This is a genomic window from Solitalea lacus (genome assembly GCF_022014595.1).
GTDB lineage: Bacteria > Bacteroidota > Bacteroidia > Sphingobacteriales > Sphingobacteriaceae > Solitalea > Solitalea lacus.
In genome coordinates, this window is record NZ_CP091740.1 from 1,779,796 (window position 1) to 1,799,907 (window position 20,112).

General features: G+C 35.6%; 17 protein-coding genes and 1 tRNA gene. 10 read left to right on the top strand and 8 right to left on the bottom strand.

Annotation, left to right across the window (positions count from 1 at the left end; all coding sequences use genetic code 11):
- Window positions 1-89 precede the first annotated feature (89 nt).
- Window positions 90-710, bottom strand: a complete 621-nt coding sequence (locus tag L2B55_RS07495) for an HAD family hydrolase (RefSeq protein ID WP_237849934.1) — start codon at window positions 708-710, stop codon at window positions 90-92.
- Between the two features lie 73 nt (window positions 711-783).
- Here L2B55_RS07495 and L2B55_RS07500 point away from each other — a divergent pair.
- The 5 genes from L2B55_RS07500 (at window position 784) to L2B55_RS07520 (ending at window position 5,272) form a co-directional block, all read left to right on the top strand.
- Window positions 784-857, top strand: a tRNA-Ile gene (locus tag L2B55_RS07500).
- A 691-nt stretch (window positions 858-1,548) separates the two neighbouring features.
- Window positions 1,549-2,412: a Z-ring associated ZapG family protein gene (locus tag L2B55_RS07505; protein WP_237849935.1), complete on the top strand. Its 864-nt coding sequence runs from the start codon at window positions 1,549-1,551 to the stop codon at window positions 2,410-2,412.
- Between the two features lie 6 nt (window positions 2,413-2,418).
- The gene (locus L2B55_RS07510) at window positions 2,419-3,132 is read left to right on the top strand and encodes a DUF1266 domain-containing protein (protein ID WP_237849936.1); all 714 of its coding nucleotides are present in this window, start codon (window positions 2,419-2,421) and stop codon (window positions 3,130-3,132) included.
- Window positions 3,133-3,405: 273 nt separating this feature from the next.
- Window positions 3,406-4,122, top strand: a complete 717-nt coding sequence (locus tag L2B55_RS07515) for a hypothetical protein (RefSeq protein WP_237849937.1) — start codon at window positions 3,406-3,408, stop codon at window positions 4,120-4,122.
- A 661-nt stretch (window positions 4,123-4,783) separates the two neighbouring features.
- On the top strand, window positions 4,784-5,272 hold the full coding sequence (locus tag L2B55_RS07520; protein ID WP_237849938.1) for a hypothetical protein: 489 nt from the start codon (window positions 4,784-4,786) through the stop codon (window positions 5,270-5,272).
- 247 nt (window positions 5,273-5,519) lie between these two features.
- On the opposite strand, the gene L2B55_RS07525 is transcribed toward L2B55_RS07520, so the two are convergent.
- On the bottom strand, window positions 5,520-6,230 hold the full coding sequence (locus L2B55_RS07525; RefSeq protein ID WP_237849939.1) for an SOS response-associated peptidase: 711 nt from the start codon (window positions 6,228-6,230) through the stop codon (window positions 5,520-5,522).
- Window positions 6,231-6,716: 486 nt separating this feature from the next.
- On the opposite strand from L2B55_RS07525, the gene L2B55_RS07535 reads away from it, so the two are divergent.
- Complete coding sequence (locus L2B55_RS07535; protein ID WP_237849940.1) at window positions 6,717-8,105, top strand: hypothetical protein; 1,389 nt, start codon at window positions 6,717-6,719, stop codon at window positions 8,103-8,105.
- Between the two features lie 154 nt (window positions 8,106-8,259).
- Here L2B55_RS07535 and L2B55_RS07540 read toward each other — a convergent pair whose 3' ends face one another.
- Together L2B55_RS07540 and L2B55_RS07545 are read right to left on the bottom strand one after the other, a co-directional pair.
- Window positions 8,260-9,492 carry an FG-GAP repeat domain-containing protein gene (locus tag L2B55_RS07540; RefSeq protein ID WP_237849941.1) on the bottom strand — a complete coding sequence of 411 codons (1,233 nt, stop codon included), beginning with the start codon at window positions 9,490-9,492 and terminating at the stop codon, window positions 8,260-8,262.
- A 189-nt stretch (window positions 9,493-9,681) separates the two neighbouring features.
- Entirely contained in the window at window positions 9,682-10,803 is a 1,122-nt protein-coding gene (locus L2B55_RS07545) for a DUF4468 domain-containing protein (RefSeq protein WP_237849942.1), read from the bottom strand.
- 362 nt (window positions 10,804-11,165) lie between these two features.
- Between L2B55_RS07545 and L2B55_RS07550 the strand changes: the two genes are divergently transcribed.
- Window positions 11,166-12,092, top strand: a complete 927-nt coding sequence (locus L2B55_RS07550; protein ID WP_237849943.1) for a PorP/SprF family type IX secretion system membrane protein — start codon at window positions 11,166-11,168, stop codon at window positions 12,090-12,092.
- Between the two features lie 354 nt (window positions 12,093-12,446).
- Complete coding sequence (locus L2B55_RS07555; protein ID WP_237849944.1) at window positions 12,447-14,732, top strand: gliding motility-associated C-terminal domain-containing protein; 2,286 nt, start codon at window positions 12,447-12,449, stop codon at window positions 14,730-14,732.
- A gap of 57 nt (window positions 14,733-14,789) precedes the next feature.
- Here L2B55_RS07555 and L2B55_RS07560 read toward each other — a convergent pair whose 3' ends face one another.
- The 4 genes from L2B55_RS07560 to L2B55_RS07575 form a co-directional block, all read right to left on the bottom strand.
- A complete protein-coding gene (locus L2B55_RS07560; protein WP_237849945.1) occupies window positions 14,790-16,703 on the bottom strand; it encodes an AMP-dependent synthetase/ligase in 1,914 nt (637 codons plus the stop codon).
- Between the two features lie 128 nt (window positions 16,704-16,831).
- Complete coding sequence (locus L2B55_RS07565; RefSeq protein ID WP_237849946.1) at window positions 16,832-17,158, bottom strand: HesB/IscA family protein; 327 nt, start codon at window positions 17,156-17,158, stop codon at window positions 16,832-16,834.
- Between the two features lie 71 nt (window positions 17,159-17,229).
- Window positions 17,230-17,643: a Fe-S cluster assembly scaffold IscU gene (gene iscU / locus L2B55_RS07570; RefSeq protein WP_237849947.1), complete on the bottom strand. Its 414-nt coding sequence runs from the start codon at window positions 17,641-17,643 to the stop codon at window positions 17,230-17,232.
- 98 nt (window positions 17,644-17,741) lie between these two features.
- Window positions 17,742-18,956, bottom strand: a complete 1,215-nt coding sequence (locus tag L2B55_RS07575) for an IscS subfamily cysteine desulfurase (protein ID WP_476749661.1) — start codon at window positions 18,954-18,956, stop codon at window positions 17,742-17,744.
- Window positions 18,957-19,207: 251 nt separating this feature from the next.
- On the opposite strand from L2B55_RS07575, the gene mce reads away from it, so the two are divergent.
- Window positions 19,208-19,606 carry a methylmalonyl-CoA epimerase gene (gene mce, locus L2B55_RS07580; protein ID WP_237849948.1) on the top strand — a complete coding sequence of 133 codons (399 nt, stop codon included), beginning with the start codon at window positions 19,208-19,210 and terminating at the stop codon, window positions 19,604-19,606.
- A gap of 2 nt (window positions 19,607-19,608) precedes the next feature.
- A complete protein-coding gene (locus L2B55_RS07585; protein ID WP_237849949.1) occupies window positions 19,609-20,058 on the top strand; it encodes a GNAT family N-acetyltransferase in 450 nt (149 codons plus the stop codon).
- Window positions 20,059-20,112 lie beyond the last annotated feature (54 nt).

Consider the following 20,112-nt stretch of genomic DNA (forward strand, 5'->3'; position numbering starts at 1 on the left):
GATCTGAAAGGATCGCCTTTTTTAATTCTTATAAATATTGAATGAGTTTGGAATGTTTAAGGAGCAAATGCTAATTAGCCAGCAATTTGCTATAAATAGGGTTCAAGTACTTCAGCTAGCGATTCTCCCGATGCAACTAATCGAGTCTGTAAGCCTAATTTTTGGGCCGTTTCAATATGCTGAGGGCTATCATCAATGAATAAAGTTTCCTCAGGCGTGAGTTGATGATTGGATAGTACCTGTTCAAAAATAGTTGCGTGCGGTTTTCTAGAGCCCATTAAATGCGAATAGTAGTCCTTTTCAAAATAGCCCGACATATCATTAATATTCCATTCTCGTTTTAAATAATCTATTATCCAGTTGTAGTGAATTTCATTATTGTTACTTAATAGAAATGTGCGGTATTTGGTTTTGGCCTTTAACAAAAGTTCTAAATTTCCATCATCAATACCTATTAATAACGAGTTCCATGCATCAATAATTTCTTGATAGGTTGCTTCAGGGACGAATTTTTGTACTTCTTTAACGAAATCGTTGACGTTAATTTCTCCTTTATCCAGCTTGTCGAAAAGAGTTGATTGGGTTGTATGGCCAAAAAGTTCATCAATATTGTTTAATCCTAGTTTTTTAAAGGATTGGCTAGTGCGTTCAAAATCAATGGAAAAGATTACGTTGCCGTAATCAAAGATTATATTTTTAATTTTTTTCACTTAAATAAGAGTTAAAATGTTGTGATTTCGGGTGCAATTTTACATATTTGCGGACGATTTGAGAAACAAATCAGGACCCTTAGCTCAGTTGGTTAGAGTAGGAGACTCATAATCTTTTGGTCCGGGGTTCGAGCCCCCGAGGGTCCACTTCCTTAAAAAGCTTAATCTTTAGAGATTAGGCTTTTTTTATGGCCTGAGATGTGGGAATAAAATGGTTCTCAAATGGTAAAAAAAAAATAATATCCTTAATAACGGTTGATTAATAGATGCGAATCTAAAATAGTTTTCAGCAAATACCCGTGCATCCCCTGCGAATTTGTATCAATTTAAATTCTCAAGGGATTTTTTTTGAGGTTTGTATCCAACAAAACAAACTTTATTATGGAACACCCTCTATCAACCTCATAATTTGTACTTTTCTGAATGCATTAATACTCTAAGGCTATGCTTGTAAAAATAAACAAAACTAACTTTTAAAAAGAGGTCCATGTCAAAATCAGTCACATCAACTCGGGGAGCAAAAAGTCTCTTTCCCACTAAATGTGATGACAGGTGATCAAAGCCGATAAATTGGGACTGGTAAATTTTGAAGGAAAAGAAATTGTATCAGCTACCTATGAATACATTGATGATGCCGAAGAGGAACTTTTGCGAGTGAGCACTATATGATTAACCTGAAAGGCGAAATAGTAATTCCGCTAATGTATAAGGACGCCAGAGTTGCAAATGAGGGAACGATCGCTGTAATGATTGAACCTCAAAAAAGTCTCAATCTTAATTGAAAAACAAATAATGACAAGAAAATACTCTTTTTATCAGTTTTTATAGTATTTGTGACATGCAAGGAAAGCCTTCTGCAACTTGGTTTTTACTCCCAATATGGTGGGAAGATTATTTTATTGTTGCTAATCGGGCTCATTCTTTATGGAATTTTTTCAAAAGACAAACCAAAAAAGGTAAATCCAAAAAATATTTAAACACAAAAAAACTTAAACAAAAACGTATGAATCCATTTTTTTTAATTCCAATTGTTGTAGTAATCGCAGGTGTAGTTTTCATGATCATTATGAATAAAAAACTTAAAACTGCAAAAGCTGAAATCAATTTAGACTCAGAAAGAACCAAGTATGAACAATACAAGCAAGAACTCTTAACCCAAGATTTTTCAAAAGTAAAACAATGGATGAAGGGAGGGAATATTGATGCAATTACATCTGCTTCTGTTCCGCAAACCACGAGCAATAAAATTCAAGAATTGGTCACTGACGGATTAAAAAATGTTGCATTATCTACAATTGGTGTAAAGCTTAAAAGAATAGAGACCGATTGTTTTTGGGTTTTGAGTAGAAACGATTTACACTTTTTTAGCACCGATACAGTTGGTAATTTAGATGAACATATTGTGTTTGATAATTTTAGAATTGAAGAAGCCAAACTTCAATATGGCGGTATTTTGAAATCGCAATTGGGTGTTTATTCAAAATCATCCGAAGAATATTTGCCGATAACACATATTATTACGTTCAATATAGATGGAAGTCCTTTGTCTCTCGAAATTCACGATAGATTAAATTATACAGTTGACCCAACGGACATGCTTAATATGAAAAAGCAGTTGGAAACCAGAGCAAAATATCAAATAGTAGGCGAAAAATTTGTAAGTATTCTGCAGAATAAATTCCCCAATTTAAAAACAGCATAATCATAAATGGAATTTTTTTCAAAATTTATAAGTCCTTTCAAAAGCATAAGATTAAACGAAAAAAATGCCTTAACAGGCTATTTATTAGACCATATACTTGTAGGTACAATGTATGCCGAACAACAATCGGCATACTTGAATTCTTATGAAACAGGTTTAAGTAAGGCAAATATTTCAAAATTGGTTAAAACATATTGGGAAATATCCAACCAAGATGAAGCAATTGAAATTCTTCAAAGATTACACGATAGAAATCAAGATGAAAATCTAAATATCGTATATAGAGCTTTTGAAAACCAAGAGAATTATGTTGAAATTTTAAAATCAAATTTACCCGATGAAGAAGATGCGTTTGTATATTATTTAAACCTATTCAGAAAACTTAAAAATGTTGTTCCCGAGTTGAAAGAACTGAATGTAATTACAGATTTTTTTCAATTAAAAAAAATTAAAGATACCGGCTGGAATTATGGTAGAGGCGCGTTTTTAGCACGTTGTTGTTATGAATTGGGCTATCTTTCCCAAAATGAATTAATAGAATATTTAGCAAAATCCCACACTGAACTAAAAAAGTATTGTAGTACTTGGAAAGAATATACAACCAGCTATATTTTTGGAAGAGCTATTTGGGGTGGAAGCAATAATAATGGTATGATACAAATTGCAAACGACTTATTAAATAACAATAATAGTCCACTTAGAAATAAAACATACATCTAAAAATGCCGATCCCACAACCTGGTATTTATGAAGACGGGCTGAACGTCATAAATTCAGCGACAGGAATTCTATCGAACGGTAGTGCAAAACTGAACTTTTTGTGCTTCGATTTTCCGCCCTTCATAAATACCCGCACGTTGTGCGATATGCTAAACCAACATCGCTTAAATTGACAACTAAAATTTATGGAAGTTGGCATTGACAAAAAGCAGTTGATTTCTGACATCACCAATGAAAATGATTTAGCGAACTCTAAAAGCACAAACGCACAAAATGAAATTGCCAAAAAACTATAGTATAGTAGAAATGAAATTGGCGATAACCAATCTTTCCATTTTTCTTTTCTTAACAATTGCTTGGGTTTCTTGCGCTTGGTTTACCCGTGAAGAATGGCAAACTAAAAAACGTTGTGCAGAATGCGAAGCGTTGAAAAACCAAAAACAGCAGAGATTAATAGGAACTGTTGAAATTCTGTCAAACGGAAAAAACATTTTCACAGACCAACTCACAGGATTAACTTACAATCTAATTCCTTGCGACGTAAATTGTGAATCAAAAGAATTATTGCCTTTCGGCAAAATAGGTATAAAAGATTACGCTACAAGAAAACAAATATACTTCGACATTGAAGGAAAATATATTTCTGAAATAGATGAGGTTGTGTACAGCTTTGTTATCGTTCTAAATGAAAGAATATTTGTAAATCCTGAAGAAATCAAAGAAGTTACATTTGATGAAATCAAAGAAAAGTACACCGCTTTAGAGGAAGAAACCTTTCTACTCAATGAATCACATCATGCAGGATTACGAGCGTTCCTTCCATATTATTATTCTGAACAGCAACTTAAACAACCTATACCAATAAAAGAAGCAACTTGGGAAACAAGCGACAGCACATTGATAACAGTTTGGTTTGAACAAAAACCTATAAAACAAAACGAATGGACTCCAATAGAAAGTTACCAATGGAAAAAAGGAACGGAATTCTAACCAACACAATATAAAAAGCACATCGCACAACATCGCATCGTTTTCCGTTACGTACAATTCTTTTCTACTTGGTGTATCAATGAAGTAAGAACAGTGTTTAAGTTTGATCTGCTCTTTATTTACCTCAGTTAACTCTATGCTCCAATACTTATTGATGATTAAATGGAAATCAATGTTTCCTACAAATACAGCATGAAGATATTTTAAGGTTACGAGCATGTCTGAATGACCTAAACCGTTTTTTTAATCACAGAAAATCATGATAAAAAATTGAATATAAAATAGTTGTATATTTTTTTCTTTGGAGAAGTTGGATTAAATATTTAAATTAAAAATCAGAATACATCTCGACTTAATCCGCTTTTTGCTTTAAGCATAATTTAATAGAACACCATAAGAGCAATCCTTTACAGTTTTTGTTCGAAAATCTACGATCCTAAAAAGGTTAGTTTAATAATTAACATTTACTCGTCATGAAACATTATTTAATCCGTTTTTTTTCTACTCTTTTTATTCGCGCCCCTGCGATTCAATGGAATAAAACCATTAGTGAGGATAGTGCGATTTTAATATCCTTGAAATCTATTTACCTAATTTCTAAAGAACAATGAAAAATAAATTCCTATCGCTTTTATTATTAGCATTTCTTGCATTTCCTATAATGAGCTGTGAGAAGTCATCTGAGGAAATACAAAGTGTTGTTAAGCCGGTATCAAAGAGTACGGAAGCGGCTTCTGTTTATCATTATGAAAATCAAACATATGATTTAGATTATATAGATTTCAATCAGTGTAACGGCGAAGAAATTCACGTAACTGGACGGTTAAAAGTACTGTTTCATGTTACTGTAAATAATAATAATATTAAAGTTACACGAAATGCAAATACACAGGGATTAAGTGCCGTAGGATTAACCTCGGGTACCATATATCGGGTAATACAAATCGGAAACGAAGAGAACAATGGTACCTTCATAAATGGACAGTGGAATACAACTATGGTGGTCCATGATCATTTAATAAGTCAGGGAAAAGAGGAGAATTTTATGTTAAAAAGCCTAATCCATATTAGTGTTAATGCCAATGGGGAGTTTAGTGCAAATGTTGATAATTATAGTTTTGAATGTAATAGAATCTCGCTGATAAATTAAATTTCCAAGAGATGACTTAATTTTCCTTATAAAACAACCTATTGTAAATTAGGGACAAAGAACAGATTCATATCTTATAAAAGGTGAAAATGAAATTTCTTTGTCCCTAATTCTTTAGCTACAATTTAGGCAAAGCATATTTCAATTGATGCATATTCACGTCCACGAAGATATTTTAAGGTTACGATCGGAATGACCTAGCAACTGTTTAAGGATATGGATATCTTTTTTATGGGCAATCTTTAACTTACATTAAAAGTGCCAGTTCGGGATATTCTACTTTAGTAGTCGCATAATGGGAGTTACTATCTGAAGTAAACAAAATCTTCTTATCAATGGAATGAGCATTCATTTCCTCCTGATCATATGGTAAAAAGTAGTGTTTAATCTCATCAGGAGTTAGATGTTCATTTAACCACTCTCGTTCCAATTCTTTAGGAACAATCAAAGGCATCCGCTTCTTGGAATTATGAATGCGTTCCATCATTGGGTTAGCTGCAATCGTTAAGATGGAATAGCTATTGATCACTTTGCCTTCACTGTTCTTCCAACTATTATAAATTCCTGCCATTGAAAACACCTCACTCTTCTGAGGGAAGATGTAAAAGGGGTATTTCTCTTTCTGAACATGCATCCATTCGAAGAATCCTGTGGCAGGGATAATGCAGCGCTTATTTAGTATGTTGTACTTATAGGACTTTTTGTCGAATATTTCTTCACATTTAGCATTTAAAGTATTGTACTTTGCCTCATTCTCAGCAGCAAAGGCATTGAAAGGTCCCCATTGGTACAATTGAATTTCATCCGGTACTTCCTGCGTTATTACAGGCATTAAAGGGTGAGCAAACCCATTGACATGATGAGCGGGTTGAAACATTTCACCTTCATCGTTGAATTTTGCCTTGTACCTATTTTTTAATTCGTCTTTTCCTTTAGTTTGAGAATATCTATAACACATACATAACTGGTTAATTCCCAAACATAACAATTCCTGAATTCTACTTCCAAATTTCTCCAGATTTATTAAAATGCCGGACAAACTGCTACGGCTTTTGCCGCCGTCGAGTTTTTGCGACAAGAATATAAGGATCAATCTATATGGTATATGGCATTGCGGGTTATGGGGTTGCAACAGCAACAGGGGGGCATTACGCATGTACAATAATAAACATTGGTTCAGTGATGTTGTAGTCGGCGCAGGTATCTGCATTTTAGCTACGGAAATGGCAACCAACAAAAATATTAATTGTACCAAGTTATTACGATAAAACCGTTGGGCTTGGGTTGATCGTTAAGTTGTAAATATTGCAATACACCTTCGAACTTTTAATGTCTTTTTAATGTGATTTTAGTGATTTAATTTTTGTTAAAAGTCATTGAATTTCAGGATGTTTAATGTTATATTTATTTTACAGTATTCCTTTTCCAAATTAAAATCACTTTTATGAAAACTTCAACACTGATCGGTTTGACCTGGCTAACTATTGCCATAGGTTTAGAGTCCTGTAATAAAAATTCAGATACGATTCCAACTGTAATTAAAACAGAAACTCTTCCCAATTCAATTACTGCTGACAGAACTTTGGAGGAAGGAACCCAATACCTGATAGATGGTCAGTTGTATGTGAAGAACAATGCTGTTTTAACTATTCCTGCCGGTGTCACTGCATCCTTTGTTAAAAAAGATGATGCAGCTAGTAAAGGTGTATTGGTGATCACACAAGGTTCTAAATTAGTAGTAAATGGCACAGAAGATAAGCCGGTAGTATTTACATCTGCAGAAGTGAATAAAGCTCCTGGCGATTGGGGTGCTGTAATTATATTGGGGAAAGCACCTTTGAATATTGGTACTGGGAATGTTGAAGGATTGGTGGTTTCAGATGATACAAGGTACGGAGGCAATATTACGGATGATAACTCCGGTTCCATAAAATATTTAAGACTTGAATATTGCGGCGGCATAAATCCAGATGCTGAAGAAGAATGGACTATAGATAAAGTAAGTGGCTTTAGTTTGCACAGCGTTGGCTCTGGAACCACGATCGATAATGTAATGGTAGCTCACTCAAAGGATGATGGATTTCAATTTGTTGGTGGTACGGTAAATGTTTCTCACCTGATTGCCTATAATAACGGCGATGATGATTTTGATTTTGATTATGGATATACAGGCAAGATGCAATTTCTGATTTCTTACCAAACAGAACTCACTTCCAATCATGCCTTGAGATCAAATGCCTTGGAGAGTTATAATGATGCAGTACCTACACTAAATGCCCCGCTGACACGCCCGGTTATTTCTAATATGACCATTATTGGGCCGCAGGGGACGGAAATCACTAAAACAAATCTTAACCAGGGGGTTTATATACGTAAAGGAACCAGATTTGTTCTTCAAAATTCTATAATAGCTGAGTATCCGCAGGGTGGTTTAATGACTTGCCCAAGAACACGACCTGTTTTATTGCAAAATACAGGCTCTGAATTCAAGTATAACCTAGTACATAGTGACAATGTAGACAGGACTTTTAGCTACGACACAGGATCAGATCCTGCGGGATTTAATGGTATTGTTTCTGATCCTATGACGAGAGATTTTGCCTTAAATAGCACGAATCAAAATACGTTAATCCAAGCATCAGCTGATTTGAAATTAGCCAATATGTACAGTGCAAGTGGCCCTAATCTTACACCATTGGCCAACTCAGCGGCTTTAACAGGAGCTAATTTTGATGGTCCTAATTTTGCCAGCTTCTTTATAGTGGTGCCTTACAGAGGTGCTGTGGGTAGTAATAACTGGGCATCATCCAGTAATTGGGCTATGTGGAAGTAAGAGGTTAGTCTCGTTACTAGTACCATAAATAAAGCAGATAAAGGATACTTTATTCATTAAAAATCCCGCCTTTTCAGAGACGGGATTTTTGGTAAAATTTTTCACTGTTCAAACCAAGGTTCCAGACCTTTCTCAGCTTGAATATTTATCAATTTTACCTTTTGGTAAATATTCCATTAATATTGATCCATTCATGAGGTTCAAATTTATCTTCTGAGGTAATGTCTACATCACCATCGCCATCGATATCATGAGGACGTAACCAAAGAATCCAATTTGATACGTTATCATTGCGGTAACTTCCCATATTTGTGATGGTCACATCTGTAAAGCTATTCCCTCCATTATTCTTTAATAATTGCACATAATATCCTTGATAAAAAGAAAGACTCGTTCCGTCACCTGTTTTAGTGAGTAAAATATCAACTTTACTGTCGTTGTTAAAATCAAGAAAATTAACATTATAGGTTGCTCCATAATCTTTTACAACCGGTAACAATGTGCTATTGGTTAAAGTGTATTTACCTGTAGAACTTCCCCATAATATGGTTGGTTTAGCTGATGTTTGAGGATTTTGAGCTATTTGCTTATCATTGTCATGCCCCCCAAGCACCAAATCAAGATAGCCATCTTGGTTTAAATCATAAATTCCTGAAGAAAAGTAAGTCAAAGTAATATCAGAAGAGAATACTTTGGCGTCATAAGTGAAGTTTCCAGAACCGTCATTCTTCATGAAAATACCCTTTACATTTACCATGTTAGCGGTATAGAATAAATCTATATCACCGTCGTTATCAATATCACCGGCACAACCTGAATGTGTATATGGTAGGCGCGGAGTTGATGGGAGAGGGACCTCTTTGGTGGTAAATTTCCCGTTAAAGTTCATTAGTACTTTTTGCTTTTCTCCCGGGAAGGGTTCTTTGTCATAGCCATGAGCAATGATAGCAACATCCATCCATCCGTTTTTATCAAAATCGGCTAAAATAGCCTGACGGGCATGCACAAATCCAGGAACACTTCCATTAAAAACAGATTGATCCTTTTGATAAACTCCACCATTGTTTTTATAATAATGTGCATCAATTGGAACATTTTGATCAGTCATAAAGGAGGCCGCAATTAAATCCAGGTCTCCATCCTTATCAAAATCATAAAATGCACGAGCTGAAAACTCTTGTGTAAAATAACCACCATGAACCGATTGAAATATGGTTGATAGGTTAGTATAGAAGAAGTTTGATGGTTGTGCATACACATGGTATGAAGTAGTGAGGTTGATGCTCGAATTAGCCGATATGTTCGAGGTTTCTTCGGCATCATCGGCCTCTTTTTTACAGGCTACCAGACTCAAGAAAATGCATGTTACTTGTAAAAGTTTTCTCATATTAAAATATTTGTTTTGCGCAAAAGTATTAAAAATGAATAGACTGTAATGTCTATTTATTTCAAAATTAGGCCCAAAAAACTTTTGAAATAAATAGTTGGGTTGGGAGTTCGATGTCTTTTGATTTAAATCAAAAAAGCCCTGAGGTGTATCTCAAGGCCTTTTTGAATGTCTTATGTGTAATTGCTTTTAATTTTTGGCAGTTAAGTTTAACTCGGCCTTTTTATTTTCTAGTGTTTTTACTTCTTCTTTTAGTTTATCTATTTCTTTTTGAATCTTAAGTTCTGCTTCCAGTTTTTTAATGTTCTCCTGCATTTTTTTCAGGTCTTCCATTGTCTTTGGTGAATCATTAGCTGGTACGCTTTCGGATTTTAGCTGCGCCTTTTTAGCTTCTAACTCTTTTATTTCAGCATTTAATTCATCAATGTCCTTCTGAAGCTTAAGTTCTAATTCTAGTTTTTTAACATTGTCCTGCATTTTCTTCAGGTCATCCATTGTTTTCGTTGCAACTTCAGGTTTCTCGGTAGCTGCAGGTTTTGGTTCCTGCTTGACAGTAGTAACTGGCTGAACAGTCAAGGAGTTATCTGCAGATAATGTTTCAGCTGCTGCTTTAGGTTGATTGATTGCGGTGTTAGCATTAATCGTTGCTGTTACGGTTTTTTGTGCGGGCTGACTGGAAGGCAATGAGCTTTCTTTAGCAACAGTTTTATTTAATTCCGAATTTAACTGAGCTGCTCTAATTTCAATGCTGGAGATCTCAGCCGGGCTTATATATTTTTTTAAACTTTCAATAACCTCTCTCACTGACTTCTCTAAAGCAACGGCATGCATTTTATACATAGGTTTATATTCGCCATTTTCTTTAAATGCAATATCTTTTAAAACCAGGTCTTCAATTGGTGTAACCCAACTAGCTGTATAGGCATTGTTACCTGCTGCATTTTCAGATGAGTAAAAATCAGTCATTTCGAAATTGCATCGGCCGTTTCCGAATTTTAAAATCATAGTCCAAGTTAACTTATTGTAAAATTCAGAGGCATTTAGTTTGGTTTTGTAGCCAGCAAATGCTTTTGCAACAATAATGCCCTCTTTTAAATCGTCTCTATGCAGTACTTTGTTTTCAGCTAGGAAATTTACCTGAATCCATTCTTTTAATCGGTAATGCAATTCCACTTTAGTGGTGCTTGAATCCACTTTTATATCTCCTTTATAAGCTACTTTATTTGTGCTGTCACTCATAGGGAAAACTAAGCTTTGTGCAGATGTTGCAAGTGGAAATGCAAATAATAGTATTAGTAAAAATCTTTTCATAAAATTTACATTCAATACATTTTGTAACAATTTGGTTTAATTTAATGCAAGTAATGGTGCAGTTTGGTTAAGATGTAATACCTTAATTTGTGACTAAAGGTTTCAATTTTGTAAATAATTTTAATTAAATAGAAAATTTGGTTTGTTTTAATTAATGGGTTTCAAGTAGATACCAAATCAATTTTTTTATTATCTTAAATTCAATTAGAAAGCTCGATAATTAAAGGGTTATTAAACGTGAGATTTAAGTATTACTGGCTCAACTTTTGAGGTTATAATTTGAGTCAGTTTATGAAACTTATGTTACAATATTTACGTACAAAAGAAATAGATTTACCAACAAGACCATAACCGTAATTTTAATGAAAAAAATTTTACTCACTATAGTTATAGCCATTTTTGTGGTTTGCGTGCATGCCCAACAGCGCCCGCAGTACACATTATACATGCAAAATAACTATATCCTAAATCCTGCCATTGCTGGTATTGAGGATTATTATGATCTAAAGCTTAGCTATCGTTCTCAATGGGTAGGGTTAGAGGCAGCTCCTAAAACAGGGTATCTATCTTATCAAATGCCTATTGGAGATGTGGATGAGCGTCATCATGGATTAGGGGGCTATGTTGTTTCCGATAAAACAGGGCCAACGAGCCGATTGTCATTTGATGGCTCATATGCTTATCACCTTCCAATTACCAGGAAATTAAAAGTATCATTCGGTGTAGCAGCCGGTTTTACGCAATACACTACTGATGCAAACAGATTAACTCCTGCAGACCCAGGATTTGATGCATCTATTGTTAGTGGTACTCAATTCTTACCTGATATTTCTGCTGGTATCTGGTTGTATTCGGACAGATATTACGTAGGTGCTTCTGGTCTTCAATTGGTTCCAGCAACATTAAGTAACTCTACGGCTTCTGCTGCAAAATTGAATAAGTATCGTGCTCACTATTTCTTTACAGGAGGATATCGTTTCCCTCTTGGAGAGGATTTTTTGGCTACACCATCCATCATGGTTAAATGGATTGATCCTGCTCCAGCATCAATGGATTTTAACTTTAAACTGATGTTCCAGGAAACAGTTTGGGCCGGCGTGTCTTATCGTAAAGCCGACAGTTTTTCAGCGCTAATTGGCGTAAACATCAGTTCATTGATTAACGTTGCTTACTCATATGATTATGGGGTAAATGAATTGGGTGATTTTAACAGTGGTAGCCACGAAGTAATATTAGGACTGCAGCTTAACAACTCAGGAAAGCTGAAATGTCCGCGTAATGTTTGGTAGTCTTAAAAGAAATAAAATATAATATTATAAAAGCAACCTCCTCAAGGCTGCTTTTATAATATTAACGATGTTGTTGCAATATCTATCTGTTTAGACTTAGAGAAAGCTTTAAATAGTGACTTTTTTTTACTAAATTAAAGACACATTTATTAAGAAAGATCTGCCCTGATTACTGCAGAATCAATGCTATCTACTTAATAAAATTAATGCTCTCTAATCTAAATTTACATGCGCAGCTCTTCTCCACAAAAAAGGCTGGTGTTGTTATTATGCGCAGTTATTTCCTGTGTTATTTGCCCAGTAATAACATTCGCCCAGAACTCAAACAAGGGAACAGACTTTTGGGTAGGGTTTATGAGTCATATAGAAGGTGTTAATGGCCCTAGGGGGGCAGTGATGTCGCTTTATATAACTTCAGATGTTTCAACATCAGGCACTATCTCTATACCAGGTATAGGTTTTTCCCAGAGTTTTTCAGTTACGGCTAATTCAGTAACTACCGTCAGTATTCCTACGTCAGCTTATATTGGTAATCAACAATCCATTTTAAATCTGGGTATCCATGTGGTTTCAAGTCAACCAGTTGTGGTATATGCCCATATCTATGCTTTTGTTATCTCCGGATCTACATTGGTTTTGCCAACAAATACCCTTGGGCGAAAGTATATTGTTTCGAGTTATTTGCCCAATCAATATGAAGGAGGATCCTTTTCTCAGTTTCTTGTAATTGCAACAGAAAACAATACAACTGTTAGAATTACCCCAAGTGCAGCAACCTCAAATGGAAATGCATCCGGTGTTCCATTTGATATTGTAATGAATCAAGGGGATATATATGAGGTGCAGTCAAAAGGAGATTTGTCAGGATCTCTGGTGGAATCTATTGATAACGGAAATGGGAATGATACAGATAATTGCAAACGAATAGCTGTGTTTGGAGGGACTACATGGTCGCCATTAGGTTGTATTCAGGCGGATACTGGTGATAATCTTTTTCAGCAGATGTATCCTCTCAACTCCTGGGGGAAAGAGTTTGTTACTATGCCATTTAAAACGCGTGCAGGAGATTTTTTCAGAGTTTATGCATCTGAAAGTGGCACCACCGTAAATATTGACGGAACCAATGTGGTTATTAATTCAGGAGACTTTTACGAAACATCAATTATTAGTAAGCCCTTACATATTATTGGCAATAAACCAATTTCTGTGGTTCAGTATAGCATTACCCAGGTATGTGATGGCAATTTGGGAGATCCTGAAATGATCATTCTAAACCCTGTTGAACAAAACCTGAAGCGAATTACGATGAACTCCACAAGCAATTATCAGATTTCTCGTAATTACGTAAACGTGCTTATTAAATCTATTGCTAAAGATAGTTTTAAAATTAACGGACAAACTCCACGAAGTAGCTTTGCTCCCATAACAGGTACCAATTTTTCGTTCTTACAAGAAGAGATTTCTACGGGCAGTTTTACTCTAACTGCTGATTCTGGTTTTAATGCCATTGTTTATGGGTTTGGTGATATTGAGTCATACGGCTATTCTGCAGGATCAAATCTTGAGGATCTTGATAAAAAGATTATTGTACGCCAGAACAATATTCCTGTTACTGGGGCTTGTATTAATGAACCTTTAAGTTTCGAGGTGTCGTTACCCTATAAACCAATACGACTAGTTTGGAACTTAGGTAATGGTGTGATTGTGGCTGATGATAATCCGACAACTTTATCAACTCAGCAACCGTTTATTTATTTGTTTAATGGTGGTTCAGGTGGGAATATTACGAGTTATAGTCAACCTGGTCAGTATGCAGTGAGGGTTACCAGCACACAGGAAGGCATTCAAGGATGTCAAGCCATTGACGAAATGGTTTATGATCTTACGATAGAATCAATACCCGACATTACTGCTCAGACCAATACCGAAACGTGTGAGCGTGATGGGGTTATTAATTTGATGAGATTACTTTCTACAAGGCCAGGTCCCAATCATACTTTTTCAGGGACAGGGGTAAAGGATTCCTTGTTTTTTCCTATACAAGCCGGACCTGGTTCGCATGTAATTCAACTTCAATATTCAAGTGCAGGTGGTATTTGTAGTAAAACATTGTCTTTTAATATTAATGTTAAACAATCTCCAATTGCTAATGCCGGAGAGGATATTTCTATTGATTTGGGGCAAAGTGCACAGTTAATGGGCAGTGTAAGTATTGACGTAACCAGTTATATATGGTCACCTTCTGCTAGCTTGAGTAATCCGCAGAGCTTAAATCCTATTGCCACACCGATTGAAAATACGAGTTACATTCTTTCAGGAGTTGCTTCGAATGGCTGCACTTGCAGCGATACAGTAATAGTTCGTGTTTTTTCAGATCTTAAAATTCCGAATGTGTTTTCGCCTAATAATGACAATGTTAATGATACCTGGAAAATTGACGGTATTTTAAACTATCCTAATGCTACGGTTCAGGTTTATAATAGATTTGGGGATGAGGTTTTCTACTCATTGGGATATGGAATTCCGTGGGATGGAAGAACTAAAGGGCAGTCCTTACCGGCTGCAACTTATTATTATGTTATACGACCAAATAATCCAAGAATACAGCCAATTGCAGGTTCCGTTACAATACTGTACTGACTTTAGTTAACGAAAATAGAAAATCAACGAGGCTGCCTTTCAGACAGCCTCGTTGATTTAATCAGCCTCTACCGCTGATTCGTATAATTCGTCAATTTCATCAGCATATTTCTTTTCAATTATCCTGCGTTTTGCTTTTAAGGTAGGAGTGAGCTCACCCGATTCAATACTAAATGGATGACGTTTAATGATGAAGTTTTTAATTCTCTCAAATTTGGCCAATTCACCAGAAAGCTTCCTGATATCATCTTTAACCCAATTGATTATGCGCTCGTCTTCTATGAACTGATCAGGTTCATTAAAAAAGTCTTCATCTAAATCAAATGATTCACGAAGGGCATCATGGGAAGGAACAATAATGGCTGTAAGGTAATCTCTCTTGTCTCCAATCAAAAATATTTGTTCTACACGTGTGCTTTTCAAATAAGTGTTTTCTACCTGAGTTGGATAAATATTTTTACCATATGAGTTGATTAAAATATTCTTTATTCGATCTGTAATCTTAAGATTTCCTTTGTAGAATTTCCCTACATCGCCCGTATGAAACCATCCTTCGCTATCAATAACTTGAGCGGTTTCATTAGGTTGATTCCAGTAACCCTTCATAACGCAAGGGCCTTTAACAATAATCTCTCCTTCACTTGATTCAAATTCAGGATCAAAACTGTCATAAGTTTGTTTGGTAAGAATTTCTTTAGTATCGGTATTCTGTATTCCTACCACAATGCCCGGAATAACTCGGCCAACAGTGCCAATAATTTGACGGTGGTATTCAGTAACGGCCATAACAGGGGAGGTTTCAGTTAGTCCGTAACCTTCCAGAATCTTAATGCCTAAATTTCCAAAGAACTCACCCACATTTTTAGGTAAAGCGGCTCCTCCTGAAATCATGAACTTAAGCTTACCGCCGGTTTTCTCTTTTATTTTAGAGAATACCAGTTTTTCTGCCAGATTGTATTTTAAGGTAAGTGCTAAACCTAATGGTTTATTTTCTTCTCGTTTCTCACGTACAATTTTGCCAATTTCTAAGGCCCATAAGAATATCTTTGCCTTTATGCCGCCTTCTGCAGTTCCACTTTTAATGGCTTTTTCCGAAATTCTTTCTAATAAACGAGGAACAACACTCATGACTGTTGGCTGAACCTCCACCATGTTTTTACCCAATAATTCTAAACTTTGGGCATAAGCAATCTGACAACCTTTGGCACAACAAACGTGATAAGTTGCAGTCCTTTCAAATACATGGGATAATGGAAGAAACGATAAGAATACTTCGTCAGGAGTAATGACAGGAATCTGTATTAGGCATTCCTTAACATTGCTGATAAAGTTTGCATGGGTAAGCATGGCTCCTTTAGGGGTTCCTGTTGTACCCGAGGTATAAATTAAAGATGAAATATCATCCGGTTGGATAACCTCTCGCGCCTGAAATATTTTAGCGGAGAAATTAGGAAGCAGTTTTTTCCCTTCTTCTAATAGTTCACTAAAAGCCAAAATGTTTTTACTGCCTGAGTAATGGTGAGTTATTTTTTGATAATCATCAAATGCCGGAATGATGAATTCAAGTGAAGGACAGTTATTGGCAATTTTTAATACTTTTCTAAGTAAAAATTGATTGCCAACAAGCAATGTTTTCAATCCTGAATCGTTTATAATATGTTCTGTTTCGCTTTCTGAAAGAGTAGGGTAGATAGAAACATTAACTGCTCCGATTTGTTGTAATCCTTGGTCGTAAAAAACATACTTAGGGCAGTTTTCAATCAATAGACCCAATCGATCACCTTTTTGGATTTTTTTACTTAAAAACCAAGCTGAAATGGCATCTGCATTGGCCAAGGTTTCACCAAAACTGATTGATTTATAATTAGCACCATTTTTCTCTAATAGAAATGGATCGTTAAGAGATTTAACATTTTGAACTACATTTCTGAGCAGTTGAGGTAATGTAGTTCTTTCGGTTATTTGTGCCATATTTTTGCAACGGGTTTACTGAATTTTTGGAAAACAAGGCTTCAAATGTGCAAAAAAAAACTTCAACTATACAAGAAAAGGTTTCCGAAGAAAACGGAAACCTTTTTATTTTGATGTGAATCAATTAATTAAACTGAGAAGCTCTCTCCGCAGCCACATGTGCGGCTTGCATTAGGATTGATGAAATTAAAGCCTTTTCCATTCAAACCGTCGCTAAAGTCAAGCTCAGTGCCTGCAAGATATAAGAAGCTCTTCATGTCAAGGGCAATTTTCAAACCCTTATCTTCAAACATCTGATCGCCGGTTTTAACTTCATTGTCAAAATCCAAATTGTACGATAATCCCGAGCAACCACCACCTTGAACGCCTACTCGTAAAAAGTAGGTTTCGTCAAGATGTGCTTCTTGCATCAGTGACTCGATTTTAGATTTAGCTTTTTCTGTTATAGTAATCATGTGATTAGCAATAAGATGTAAGATGAGAAATGAGAGGTAAAGTCCTCAAATTTCACACCTCAGGTTTACTATTAATGGTGCGATTTTTCTAACTGAATAGGTTCCAGACCATTTTTAACACGGTAATCGTTAATAGCCGATTTAATTGCATCTTCAGCTAATACCGAGCAGTGGATTTTTACTGGAGGCAAAGCTAGCTCCTCAACAATATCCATATTGTCAATTTCCATAGCTTGATCAATAGATTTGCCTTTTAACCACTCAGTTGCTAATGATGATGATGCAATAGCTGAACCACAACCAAAAGTTTTAAACTTGGCATCGGTAATTACATTGTTGTCATCAACCTCAATTTGCAAGCGCATTACGTCGCCGCATTCCGGAGCACCCACCAAACCGGTACCCACATTTTTTTTGGCTTTATCGAGAGTACCTACGTTACGAGGGTTAGTGTAATGATCGATAACTTTTTCTGAGTATGCCATTTTAAATAAGTTTTTTTAAGTCTAAAGTAATAAGTGTTAAGTTGTTAGCTGAGTTTAGTTCTTGTTTATTGTGGAGAACCTTAATCTCAGTGCTAATCTTAGTGTTCAGCCCATTCAATGCTGTTAAGGTCAATGCCTTCTTTAAACATTTCCCAAAGTGGGCTTAAATCGCGAAGGTGATTAACGGCTTTTTTAGTTACTTCAATTGCATAATCAACTTCTTCCTCAGTAGTAAATCTTCCTAAACCGAAGCGGATTGAAGAGTGAGCAAGGTCATCATTTAATCCTAAGCTTTTTAATACATATGAAGGTTCTAACGAGGCTGAAGTACAAGCTGATCCTGATGATACAGCAAGATCTTTCATGGCCATCATTAAGCCTTCGCCTTCAACATATTTAAATGAAACATTAGAAACATGTGGTAAACGGTTTTCAGTGTTACCGTTAACATAGGTTTCTTCAAGTTCAGTTACAGCCTTTTCTAATTTATCACGTAAAGTTGCTAAGCGAACTGATTCTGTTGCCATTTCTTGCATAGCAATTTCACAGGCTTTGCCGAAACCAACAATACCTGGAACGTTTAATGTTCCTGAACGCATACCACGCTCATGACCACCGCCGTCAATTTGTGCTGTTACTTTAACGCGTGGGTTTTTACGACGTACATATAAAGCGCCACAACCTTTAGGTCCGTAAAGTTTATGCCCGGTAAACGATAATAAGTCAATACCGTCTGCATTTACATCAACCGGAATTTTACCAACTGCCTGAGTTGCATCAGTATGGAATAATACACCGTGTTTACGAGCAATGGCTGAAATTTCTTTAACAGGCTGTATAACACCAATTTCGTTGTTGGCGTACATTATTGAAATAAGAATGGTTTTGTCGGTAATGGAATCTTCCAATAATTGAAGATCAATTAAACCATCTGGTTTAACAGGAAGATAGGTAACCTGACCACCTAATTTTTCAATGTGATGCGCTGAATCTAACACACACTTATGTTCGGTTACCACAGTAATAATGTGATTACCTTTATCTTTATACATTTCAAACACACCTTTAAGGGCAAGATTGTTCGACTCAGTAGCTCCTGAGGTAAAGATGATCTCTTTTTCGGTGGCACCGATAATTTTGGCTGCTTGTTCCCGAGCATAATCAACAGCCTCTTCTGCAACCCAGCCAAAAGGGTGGTTACGGCTGGCTGCATTACCAAATTTATCGGTAAAGTATGGCAACATTGCTTCTAACACGCGAGGGTCCATTGGTGTGGTGGCATTGTTGTCAAGGTAAATAGGTAACTTCAACATAATTTGTAAATTGTCTAAATAAAGCAATGCAAAAATAATACAAATTTCTAACTTATGCCTTAGGCTCAGGTTTTAATTTGATTGATTTTTACAATTCTGTTATAAATTTTATCAATAAGATAAGGCCTGAGAAACGTTGTAGAGATTAAACACAACTCTTTCAAAATGGTTTTGCCGGCAAGTATGTTTTGCTAATATTCTTAACCAAGTTGTCAATATTGTACTTTTGCTGAATCAATAATTTAAACTTTATGTTGAGAATCGACCATATTGGTATTGCGGTTAAAAATCTTGAGTCATCATCAGCCGTTTTTGAGAAATTGTTAGGCAAACCAAGCTATAAAACAGAAACAGTTGAATCAGAAAGTGTAACAACTGAGTTTTTTGAGATTGGTGAAAGTAAGGTTGAGTTATTGGTTGCCGAATCAAATGACAGTCCCATTGCCAAGTTCATAGAGAAAAGAGGAGAGGGGATTCATCATATTGCTTTTGAAGTTGAAAATATAGTTGCCGAAATTGAACGTCTGAAAAATGAAGGGTTTCAATTTATTGCTGATCAGCCTAAAAAAGGAGCTGACAATAAAATAATATGTTTCCTTCATCCCAAATCCACTAATGGGGTTTTGGTTGAACTTTGTCAAAGTGTATAGTTATGAACGAAGGAGTAGTTAATTGGGTTATAAAGCCTTTTGATGAGCTGCTGGTAAACGAATTGTATGCTATTATGCAGTTAAGAGAAGAAGTTTTTGTTGTTGAACAAAACTGTCCGTTTCTGGATGCTGATGGCAAAGACCCTGATTGCTTACATTTATTGGGATGGGTTGATAAGAATTTGGTCGCCTATTCACGTATTGTGCCACCAGGTATAGCTTTTCAAACGGCATCTATTGGTAGGGTTGTTACTTCTCCACGCTTTAGAAAGAATGGTTTTGGTCAGCAATTAATGCAAAAGTCAATAGATGTTGCTGATGAATTAGGCTTCAGAGAGCTTACAATTGGAGCCCAATATTACTTGTTAAAATTTTATCAGCGTTTTGGTTTTAAAGAATTTGACGAAATTTATCTAGAAGATGGAATTAAACATGTGCACATGCGTAGGTAATTTCGGTTCAAAAAATATATGCTTAATTTCTTATTTTAATTTGCACATCTGAGA